Origin of the sequence: Campylobacter concisus (genome assembly GCF_902460625.1) — a bacterium.
GTDB classification, from domain to species: Bacteria; Campylobacterota; Campylobacteria; order Campylobacterales; family Campylobacteraceae; genus Campylobacter_A; species Campylobacter_A concisus_AD.
In genome coordinates, this window is the sequence record NZ_CABPUT010000006.1 from 322,444 (window position 1) to 332,888 (window position 10,445).

A 10,445-nucleotide genomic window follows, 5' to 3' on the forward strand; every position below is an offset into this window, starting at 1 on the left:
TATATGCTTTTAAATTATCTTTTCAAAATAAAAGTTATATTTGATTTTTCGAAAACTTACACACATTTAAAAGTAAGTTTTCGAAAATTAGAAGTTTTATAAGATTGTAGATTTTAAGCCAAAAGCTCTTTTGCGATCATACTTATGCGTTTTGCTTCAGCACTTGCTCCGATCTCATCTTTTGCCATTTTCATTACAGCGCCTAAATTTTTACCAGCTCTTTCAATAATATTTTTTATTTTTTCTTTAAGCTCTTCATCGCTTAGTTGTGCTGGCAAATATGCCTTAATAAGCTCAATCTCGCCCTGCTCTTTTTTAGCCAAATCCTCTCTAGCACCTTTTATATAAAGCTCAACTGAGTCAGCCCTCTTTTTGATCTCCCTTTGAAGTAGCGGAAGTACCACTTCATCAGTCATTTCGATCCTTTGATCGACTTCAACTTGCTTAAGTGCTGCATTTAGCGTTCTTAAAGTATCTCTTTTAAACTCATCTTTTGCCTTCATAGCCTCTTTTATATCAGCTAAAATTTGCTCTCTTATACTCATTTCCTCTCCTTTAAATTTTTGAAATATTAACTAAAAATTTGTGATAATTTCTTGAAATTTTCCTTGCAGATAGGCCACACCTACACCCTCTCTAAGCCCATCATCGATAACTAAAAATTTTGCTTCTTGCCCACTTAAAAGCTCCTCTAAAAGCAAGGTCCCAGCGATGAGCGGATACTTTCTATTTCTTCCAACCGCCAAATCAGCGCTCTTATCATCCATCTTTAAAAGTTCATCTACAAACCAAGCAAGATCATCATCTCTAAGCTCATATCCGTTTACTTTTTTTGGATCATAGTTCTCATAGTTAAGTCCTAGTCGTAGCGCTGCGATAGTAGTTGGTACGCCAGAAGTCAGCACGATAAATTTATTTTTTAAGCTATTTAAAAATTCTCTTGCATCTTTTGTATAAATTTTTGCATTTTCTTGCATTAAATCAAACGTTTTAAATTTCTCAAAAAATGTAATAATGCCAAATTTAAAGCTCATAAAATTTCCATCTTCACCGATCTCTGAGCTTGCTCCACCGATGTCAATGACGCTAAAATTTTCATTTATTCCAAGCTTTTTAAAAGCATTTTGAACACCCAAAAATGTAAGCTTTGCTTCTGCTTTACCACTGATGATATGAAAATTTATGCCAAATTTTTCTCTTATCTCGCTAAAAATCTCTTCACTATTTGACGCTACCCTAAAAGCCTCAGTCGCGACTGCTGCGCATTTAAATTTATCAAAATCAAATTTACTTTTAGCCTCTGTTATCGCTTCAAAGAGCCTATTTTTAGACTCATCTGCTATCTTGCCACTTTCATTTAGCCCTCTAGCAGCTCCTACTATCTTTTCATAAATTTGCTCATTACTAAAGCCATTTTGTTCTTTTTTGACAAGCGCTACGCGAAATGTGTTTGAGCCAAGATCGATCGCTATAACCAAAATTTATCCTTAAAATTTTTTACAGATTCTAACATATGATAATTTAGTATCATTTAAAGTTGAAAAATTCTAAAAACTTTAATATTTTTCAAGATATAATCCCTATCAAAAACCTTATAAGGGGGCTTGATTGCTTCGAGATAACTTATTGGCATTTGTTATTTTTGCAATTTGTAGCGTTGGATTTTTCGTTTGGGGCTATCAATACATCCCGACAAATAACTACTTTTTATTCTTGATCGCCGGCATGTTTGGTCTTTTTATGGCCTTTAATATCGGTGGAAATGACGTTGCAAACAGCTTTGGCACAAGCGTTGGCGCTAAGACTCTTACGCTTAAGCAAGCTCTCATCATTGCCGCTATTTTTGAACTTAGTGGTGCGATATTTGCAGGATCTGAGGTTACAAATACGATTAGAAACGAGATCGTGAAATTTCCAAGCGATATAAACCCGATGAAATTTGTCATCATCATGATCTCAGCCCTTCTAAGCTCTGGTCTTTGGCTATTTTATGCATCTAAAAAGGGTTTGCCAGTCTCGACAACTCACTCGATCGTTGGCGGTATCGTTGGCGCAGGACTTGCCATGGGTTTTATGATAAAAGATCCCGAGCCATTTAGCATGGTCTCATGGAGCGAGATCGGCAGGATCGCCGTAAGCTGGGTCGTCTCACCACTGCTTGGCGGCGTGATGTCTTACATCATATTTGGCTACGTAAAAAGTAAGATTATCGAGCCAACACATGAGCTTAAAATGAATCTAAAAGCTCTAAAAGCTGAGCGAAAAGCATATAAAGAAAGCTTTGTAAAAGCACTAAAAACAAAGCCGGCCGAGGAGCAGATAGCTACTCTTTCAAAGATCGCAGTTATCGATGAGGATGAGATCGAAACAACTGAATACAGTGAGTACCGCTCAAAAATTCGCATCATGAAAGATAGCGAAAAAGAGATAGACACTTTTAAAGCGATGAAAAAGCACATCCCGATCATCGCTGGATTTGCAGCAATGGTCATCTCATCAATGATGCTTTTTAAAGGGCTGGAGCATATAAATTTAGCCTTTAGCATCATCCAAACTATCTGGATCATCTTCGTCATCGGAGCTCTAGCATATCTTGCAAGCCTTGCTATCATAAATGTCATGAGCAAAAACGATAGCGAAAAGAGCATCAATAGAATTTTTTCATGGTTTCAAATTTTTACAGCTTCATCTTTTGCGTTTTCACACGGCGCAAACGACATCGCAAATGCAGTTGGACCATTTGCAGCCGTGCTTGATGTGCTAAAGACTGGCTCTATAAACGAAAGCTCACCGATACCTAGCATCGCAATGGTAACCTTTGGAATTTCGCTTGTCGTTGGACTTTGGTTTTTAGGCAAAGAGGTGATCACCACCATCGGCTCAAAACTAGCTGAAATTTTACCTACAACTGGCTTTAGCGCAGAGCTTGCCTCAAGCATCGTCATCCTTCTAGCTACAAAGCTTGGCATACCAGTTAGCTCGACTCATATCCTAATAGGTGCGGTTTTGGGTATCGGCATCGTAAATAAAAATGCAAACTGGAAAATGGTAAGACCAATCATTCTTGCTTGGCTCATCACGCTTCCAGCCGCTGCTATCTCGTCATCTATATTTTATTTTGCCCTTGCTAAATTTTTAGGCGTTTAGTCATATTTTTCAAATAGCAAAACCGCCCTATTTTTTAGATATTTTTTGTATAAATTTTATATGAGAGCTTGGCAAGTTGATCCAACCTGCCAAGTAAATTTGAAGTTATTTTTTCTTAATGATGATCTTCTCGCCATCGCTATCAATGGTGATCTCATCGCCACTTTCAAGCTCATCTTTTAAGATCATATCAGCGATCTTATCTTCAACTAGCTCATAAAGCGCTCTTCTAAGAGGCCTTGCACCATAAACTATGTCAAAGCCAGCTTTTGCGATAAATTTCTTAGCCTCTTCGCTCAAAATTGCCTTGATACCGCGGTTATGAAGAGTTTTTTCAAGCTCTTTAAACATGATCTCAACGATAGAGATTAGGCCTTGCTCATTTAGAGGATTAAAAATGATAGTATCATCAAGCCTATTTAAAAACTCTGGTTTAAAGTAGTTTTTAAGCTCGTTTTTAACAGCCACATCACGATCTTCGCCCTTTAGCTCCATTATGAAATTTGAAGCGATGTTTGAAGTTAAAATAATGATAGTGTTTTTAAAATCAACCGTTACACCTTTATTATCAGTCGCACGTCCGTCATCTAAAATTCCCAAAAGTATGTTAAATACATCTTTGTGGGCCTTTTCAACCTCGTCAAAAAGTATGACTGAGTATGGTCTTCTGCGAACTGCTTCTGTTAGCTGACCGCCCTCATCGTAGCCTACATATCCTGGAGGTGCACCAAGAAGCCTGCTCACGCTATGTTTTTCCATATATTCGCTCATATCAAAGCGGATAAGTGCCTTCTCATCGTCAAACAAGAACTTAGCCAAAGCCTTAGCAGACTGGGTTTTACCAACGCCTGTTGGTCCAAGAAATAAAAATGAACCAATCGGCCTTTGACCCTCATTTAGTCCAGCTTTGTTTCTCTTAACAGCACGCGCAAGTGCGTGTAGTGCATCATCTTGACCGACAACGCTCTCTCTTAGATGCTCTTCGATGCGCAGATATTTCTCTTTTTCGCTTGTTAGCATCTTTTTAACTGAAATTCCAGTCCATTTGCTCAAAATTTCAGCTACAAGCTCTTCATCGACTTGATTTTTAAGAAGCACGCCCTCTTTTTTCATGCTTTCCCATTTTTCTTCAAGCTCATGTTTGTGCTTTTTAGCGTCAGCTATTTTGCCGTATTCTATCTCGGCAGCTTTTTGAAGGTCGCCATTTCTTTTAGCTATCTCAGCTTGCGATTTTAAGCTATCTATCTCTTTTGTTGCTTTTGAAATTCCACCAAAAACGGCCTTTTCGTTTTCAAATTTAGTATCAAGTGCTAGCTTTTTCTCATTTAGGTCAGCTATCTCTTTTTCGATCTCTCCAAGTCTCTCTTTATTTTTCTCCGCATCCTCCATCTTTAGCGCTTCTTTTTCTACTTGAAGCGTTACGATCTCGCGTTTTATCTTTGAAAGCTCGTATGGCTCGCTCTCTATTTGCATCTTAAGCTCAGCTGCTGCCTCATCTATAAGATCGATTGCTTTATCTGGCAAGAAGCGGTTTGCTATGTATCGGTCACTTAGCCTTGCTGCGGCAACTAGCGCACTATCTGTTATCGTGATACCGTGATGAACTTCAAGACGCTCTTTTATGCCACGTAAAATTTGTAAAGCCTCATTTACGCTTGGCTCTTTAACGTCTATTGGTTGAAAACGTCTTTGAAGCGCTGCATCTTTTTCAAAGTATTTTCTATACTCTTTTAATGTCGTAGCACCAACAGCATGAAGCTCGCCACGTGCAAGAGCTGGTTTTAGGATATTTGCAGCATCCATTCCGCCCTCGCTCGCACCAGCTCCAACTATGGTGTGAATTTCATCTATAAAAAGTATGATATTGCCAGCTTTTTTGACCTCGTCAATAACTGCTTTTAACCTATCTTCAAACTCACCTCTATACTTTGCGCCAGCTACGACTGCACTCATATCAAGCGCGATGACACGCTTGTTTGCAAGGCTTGTTGGCACGTCGCGAGCCACTATCTTTTGAGCTAACCCCTCAACGATGGCTGTCTTACCAACGCCTGGCTCACCGAGCAAGATAGGGTTATTTTTGCTCTTTCTTATTAAAATTTGCATCATTCTAGTGATCTCTTCATCACGGCCAATGACTGGATCAAGCTCCTTATTTAGGGCTTTTTGCGTTAGATTGATACCAAATTTCTCTAAGCTATCAAGAGTATCATCGCCAGTTTGGCTGTCTATCTTTTTACCGCCTCTTATGCTCTCAAGGTTCTTTTTGATCTCCAAAATATCGCAAAATTTGCTTAAAATTTGTTTGATTTCACTAAGCTCAAGAGCCGAGATGATCCATGTATCAACAGCGATGTAGCTATCGCCCATGCTTACCATCAACGCTTTTGCATTTTCAAGAGAATTTATAAGCTCTCTTGAAATTGAAACGTTATCTTTTGTAACGTTTGAGCTGCTTGGGAGTGACGAGATCTTGCTTTTTATCTCAAGTTCGACTGCGTCTTTACTTACATTCATTTTATTAAACACTTGGTTTAAAATGGAATTGCTATCTGCAAGCAAAGCCCAAAAAATATGAAGCGGAACAACTTGCGGATTTTTAGAAAATATCGCTAAACTAATACCTTTTTCAAGAGCTTCTTGCATCTGAGCTGTTAAATTTTCTGTTATATCAGCCATTAAATCTCCTTGGATTATTTTATATGGTTGCCATTATATAACTTTAGTCTTATATTGTCAAGTATTTTTATAATACTTGTCACTCTTTTTATTTAATTGCTAAAATTTGCTGTTATAAATTTGTATCAAAAACTATCCAAAAGCAAAAATATAAGCTTAAATTTATACTTTTTTTAGCCAAAAGCTAATAGAATTGAGCCAAAAATTATAGGAGAAATTTTGAATAAATTTAGTAGATTTTTTGCACTAAAAATTACAGGTGCTTTGGTTATCTCAAGCGTAGCAGTAAATGCACTTTTTGCAAAGAGTGAAGACGAAGCAAGTGCAAAGCTTGAAGCACTTTCAAAGCTTACAAAAACAATTTCAACCGTTGAAAAATACTATGTTGATGACATTAAATTTAAAGAGATCATCGATAAAGCCATTGCTGGTTTAATGCAAAATTTAGATGCCCACTCAAGCTTTTTAAATGAAAAAGCTTACAAAGATATGCAGGTGCAAACAAGTGGAGAATTTGGTGGCCTTGGCATAACAGTTGGCATGAAAGATAGCGCACTAACTGTTATCTCACCGATAGAAGATACCCCAGCTGATAAAGCAGGTATAAAATCGGGCGATATCATCTTAAGAATAGATGGTAACTCGACTATCGGCACAACGATAGATGAAGCTGTAAATAAAATGCGCGGTAAGCCAAAAACTCCAATAACTATCACAATTTTGCGAAAAGGTGAGCAAAAACCATTTGATGTAAAGATCATAAGAGATCTAATAAAGGTTGAATCTGTCTATGCAAAAATGATAGAAAATGACAACATTCTTTACGTGCGTGTTACAAATTTTGACAAAAATGTTGTTACAAAGGTAAAAGAAGCGATCAAAGAGTATCCAAAAGCAAGTGGCATCATACTTGATCTTAGGAATAACCCTGGCGGACTTTTAAATCAAGCTGTCGATCTAGTTGATCTTTTTGTAGATAACGGCGTCATCGTCTCTCAAAAAGGCCGCGATGCATCTGAAAATATAGAGTATAAAGCAAGTGCTAGTAAAACTCTTTCAAAACTACCGCTTGTTGCACTAGTAAATGGCGGAAGTGCTAGTGCTAGCGAGATCGTAAGTGGCTCACTTCAAGACCATAAACGTGCTGTAATAATTGGCGAAAATACCTTTGGCAAAGGAAGTGTTCAAGTAATCCTTCCAATAGACGACACAGAAGCATTAAGGCTAACCATCGCAAGATACTACTTGCCAAGTGGCAGAACTATCCAAGCAGTTGGCGTAACACCTGATGTAGTCGTGCATCCTGGCAAAGTGCCACAAAGCGACGATAGTGCTTTTAGTATCAAAGAGAGCGAGTTAAAAGCGCACCTAAAAAGCGAGCTAAATAAGATAAATTCTACAAGCGAGGGCAATAAAACTGAAGCAAAAGATGATAAAAAGATAATCACGCAAAAAAAAGTTGATGAAGATATTCAATTAAAAACGGCAATTGATACGATCAAAATTTTAAAAATAAAACAATAAATTAGAAGGAGATCTCCATGCAAAAAAGAGAGCTTATTTACGAGGGAAAAGGTAAAAAAATGTATGCCACAGACGATGCAAATTTGCTTGTGGCTGAATTTAAAGACGATCTAACAGCATTTGATGCTCAAAAAAGAGGCAACGAAGCTGGTAAAGGCGCATTAAATAATAAAATTTCAACACAGCTTTTTAAGCTTTTGGAGAGTAAAGGCATCGTGACTGACTTAGTTGAGACTATTAGCGACACTGAGCAAGTAGTCAAAAAATGCGAGATTATTCCTCTTGAAGTTGTTGTTAGAAACATTGCAACTGGCTCACTTAGCAAAAGACTTGGCATAAAAGAAGGCACAGTTTTACCTTTTACTCTTGTTGAGTTTTACTACAAAAACGACGATTTGCACGATCCATTAGTAACAGATGAGCACTGTATCATTATGGGATTAGTAAAGAGCGAAAAAGATCTTCAAACTCTAAGACATACAGCAAGAGAGATTAACTCTATATTATTTAAATTTTTTGCCGAAAGAGATCTAAAACTAGTTGATTTTAAAATAGAATTTGGTATCGACAAAGACGGCAATATCATTCTAGCTGATGAGATAAGCCCTGATAGTTGTAGATTCTGGGATGCTAAAACTAATGAAAAACTTGATAAAGATAGATTTAGACAAGACCTTGGTAGCGTAAAAGTCGCTTACGAAGAAGTTTTAAGAAGAATTCTTTCTTAAGGACAAAGATGAAAGCTGTTGTAAATATAGCATTAAGAAGTGGGGTCCTTGACCCTGCTGGCAAAGCAGTGGAGCATGCTTTAAATTCTCTTGGATTTAGCGGTGTATCAAATGTCAGAATAGGCAAACAAATTGTTTTAGATATCAACGAGAGTGATAAAGCTAAGGCAAACGAGCAGCTAAAAGTGATGTGTGAAGAGCTTTTAGCAAATACCGTCATCGAAGACTATGAGATCGTGCTATGAAAGTAGCGATCATACTTTTTCCTGGCACAAACTGCGAAGAAGACACAGCTCATGCATTTAAACTACTTGGCTGCCAAACAAAAATAATCTGGCACAAAGAAGATAAGATAGAAGCTGACCTGGTCGTACTTCCAGGCGGTTTTAGCTATGGAGATTATCTAAGAACAGCTGCAATAGCTAAATTTAGCCCAGCTATGCAAGCTGTAAAAGAGCATGCAAAAAAAGGTGGCTATATCTTAGGAATTTGCAATGGTTTTCAGATGCTACTTGAGCTTGGACTCTTAAAGGGTGCGATGAGAAGAAATGAAAATTTAAATTTCGTCTCAAAATATCATCACCTAAAGGTAATCTCAAATAACAATAAATTCTTAGCAAATTTAGCCAAAAATGAAGTGGTTAATATCCCTATCGCTCACGGCGAGGGCAACTATTATACTGATGAAAACACTCTAAAAGGACTTTACGACAACGATCAAGTATTACTAAAATACTGTGATGCTAAAGGCAACGAAATAAATCCAAACGGCTCAGTCGACAATATAGCAGGAATTTGCGATGAGAGCAAAAAGATTTTTGGTCTTATGCCTCATCCTGAGCGTGCTTGTGAGAAAATTTTAGGTACAGATGATGGTATGAAGATGCTAAAAGGTCTAGTTTGGTAAAACATTTTCTTTTTATCTCCCTACTCGTACTAAATTTATTTGCTGTAAATACCGATGAAGTAAGCGTTTTTGACATGATGGACGAAGCTAGAGAGGATAAATTTGTAAATAGCCTTACTTCAAATCCAAAAACTCAAAAACCGCCAAAAGAACAAGATTTTTCAAGAAAATTTGTATCACCACAGCCAGAGCGTATCACTCCAGAGCAGATGCGAAACATCGTTCCAACAAACGAGCCAGATATTAGCGTCCCAGACAATCAAGTATATGATAAGATCAAGGTAAAAGAGCTTCTTTTAAAAGCCACAAATGTACCAAAAAATGTTGTTATAGGAGAAATTTTTAGTGTTGAGATAGTGGCTGATACACAAAATGACTTTGAGTTTGAGTTTGAGACACAGCTTGATGAAACAAATATCAAATGGCTAAATAAGAAAAATTTTCAATGGGTAAAAAGCGAAGGCAATCAATATGTAGGTACTTTTTATCTTGAGGCAACAAGCATTGACGCAAAGACTTTAAAAGTCAGTTTGGATCTAAAAAGAAATGGTGAAAACTATCAAAACTCAAGTATAAATATCTTTTTACCAAAGTTAAAAGAGCTTAGAAGCGATGAGAATTACAACCATATCGTGGCTGATAATCTTGAAGTTAAGAAATTTAAGACAACAAAATTTGATGATATAAACAATATCATGGTTGTAGAAATTTATGGCAACAACGTAGATCTAAGTGCTTTTAATATTGAAAATAAGACAATCTTAAAGCAAGGCGTAGATACGATAAATGGCGACTTTAACTCACAAAGTGCATATTATTTTGCAGTATTTAAGCCAAATAAAAAATCGCTTGACTTTAACTACTACAACCTAAAAAAGGCTAAATTTGAAAGCTTTTCTTTGCCAGTGAGTGTCGAAGATGACGATGTCAGCACACAAATCGGACTAAATCCAAAACAAAGTGAGTTTAGCACCTATAAAGATGTCATGATCTACTCTTGTGCGGTAATTTTTATATTTTTAGCTGTTTGGCGCAGAAGGCTTAGCTACTTTTTCGTAGCAGCCATTTTTATAGCACTTGGAATTTATACCTACAACCCTTTTGGTAAGGCTGTTCTAAAACCAGATATTAGCGTTTCGATATTGCCTACAAAAAACTCAACCATCTTTTACACATCTCGTAAAAATGAGAATGTAGAAATTTTAGACACAAAAGGTGACTACTCAAAAATTTTATTTACTGATGGTAAGATTGGCTGGGTAAAAAAGGATAATCTTGTCAAAAATTAGAGCTTTATTTTTTGCTATTGAGTTTGTTATCAGCGTTATTCTTGTCGTCTTTTTTATGTGGCTATTTAATGATAAAAATAGAGCCATAAGAAAATTTTGGGGAAGATCGCAAAGGTTTTTTGGTGGATATAAACTTGAAGTGATAGGCAATTTTAGTGATGAGGCAAATAT

At 36.9% G+C, this 10,445-nt stretch carries 9 protein-coding genes and 1 pseudogene; 7 read left to right on the plus strand and 3 right to left on the minus strand.

Annotation, left to right across the window (positions count from 1 at the left end):
- Positions 1-113: 113 nt before the first annotated feature.
- Positions 114-545 carry a GatB/YqeY domain-containing protein gene (locus tag F3G69_RS06015; protein ID WP_149714684.1) on the minus strand — a complete coding sequence of 144 codons (432 nt, stop codon included), beginning with the start codon at positions 543-545 and terminating at the stop codon, positions 114-116.
- Between the two features lie 30 nt (positions 546-575).
- Complete coding sequence (locus tag F3G69_RS06020; RefSeq protein WP_149714685.1) at positions 576-1,478, minus strand: Ppx/GppA phosphatase family protein; 903 nt, start codon at positions 1,476-1,478, stop codon at positions 576-578.
- A 130-nt stretch (positions 1,479-1,608) separates the two neighbouring features.
- Between F3G69_RS06020 and F3G69_RS06025 the strand changes: the two genes are divergently transcribed.
- Positions 1,609-3,147, plus strand: a complete 1,539-nt coding sequence (locus tag F3G69_RS06025; protein WP_149714686.1) for an inorganic phosphate transporter — start codon at positions 1,609-1,611, stop codon at positions 3,145-3,147.
- 105 nt (positions 3,148-3,252) lie between these two features.
- Here F3G69_RS06025 and F3G69_RS06030 read toward each other — a convergent pair whose 3' ends face one another.
- Positions 3,253-5,826, minus strand: a complete 2,574-nt coding sequence (locus F3G69_RS06030) for an ATP-dependent Clp protease ATP-binding subunit (protein ID WP_149714687.1) — start codon at positions 5,824-5,826, stop codon at positions 3,253-3,255.
- Positions 5,827-6,033: 207 nt separating this feature from the next.
- Between F3G69_RS06030 and F3G69_RS06035 the strand changes: the two genes are divergently transcribed.
- From F3G69_RS06035 to F3G69_RS06060, 6 genes and pseudogenes are all read left to right on the plus strand, one after another.
- Positions 6,034-7,350, plus strand: coding sequence for a S41 family peptidase (locus tag F3G69_RS06035; protein ID WP_410470297.1), 1,317 nt, complete (start codon positions 6,034-6,036; stop codon positions 7,348-7,350).
- A 17-nt stretch (positions 7,351-7,367) separates the two neighbouring features.
- On the plus strand, positions 7,368-8,078 hold the full coding sequence (gene purC, locus F3G69_RS06040; RefSeq protein ID WP_021091373.1) for a phosphoribosylaminoimidazolesuccinocarboxamide synthase: 711 nt from the start codon (positions 7,368-7,370) through the stop codon (positions 8,076-8,078).
- 8 nt (positions 8,079-8,086) lie between these two features.
- Positions 8,087-8,323: a phosphoribosylformylglycinamidine synthase subunit PurS gene (gene purS / locus F3G69_RS06045; protein WP_149714689.1), complete on the plus strand. Its 237-nt coding sequence runs from the start codon at positions 8,087-8,089 to the stop codon at positions 8,321-8,323.
- Positions 8,320-8,985, plus strand: a complete 666-nt coding sequence (purQ, locus tag F3G69_RS06050) for a phosphoribosylformylglycinamidine synthase I (RefSeq protein ID WP_149714690.1) — start codon at positions 8,320-8,322, stop codon at positions 8,983-8,985. Before purS ends, purQ begins: the two co-directional genes overlap by 4 nt.
- The gene (locus tag F3G69_RS06055) at positions 8,979-10,274 is read left to right on the plus strand and encodes an SH3 domain-containing protein (protein ID WP_149714691.1); all 1,296 of its coding nucleotides are present in this window, start codon (positions 8,979-8,981) and stop codon (positions 10,272-10,274) included. Before purQ ends, F3G69_RS06055 begins: the two co-directional genes overlap by 7 nt.
- A pseudogene (locus F3G69_RS06060) lies at positions 10,261-10,445 on the plus strand (lysophospholipid acyltransferase family protein); the annotation flags it as partial. The gene F3G69_RS06055 and the pseudogene F3G69_RS06060, both read left to right, overlap by 14 nt.

What these genes read in the sequence shown, in the direction of transcription:
- F3G69_RS06015 (WP_149714684.1), bottom strand. Translation starts at nt 545, where the DNA reads ATGAGTATAAGAGAGCAAATTTTAGCTGATATAAAAGAGGCTATGAAG.
- F3G69_RS06030 (WP_149714687.1), bottom strand. Translation starts at nt 5,826, where the DNA reads ATGGCTGATATAACAGAAAATTTAACAGCTCAGATGCAAGAAGCTCTT.
- purC (WP_021091373.1), top strand. Translation starts at nt 7,368, where the DNA reads ATGCAAAAAAGAGAGCTTATTTACGAGGGAAAAGGTAAAAAAATGTAT.
- purS (WP_149714689.1), top strand. Translation starts at nt 8,087, where the DNA reads ATGAAAGCTGTTGTAAATATAGCATTAAGAAGTGGGGTCCTTGACCCT.
- purQ (WP_149714690.1), top strand. Translation starts at nt 8,320, where the DNA reads ATGAAAGTAGCGATCATACTTTTTCCTGGCACAAACTGCGAAGAAGAC.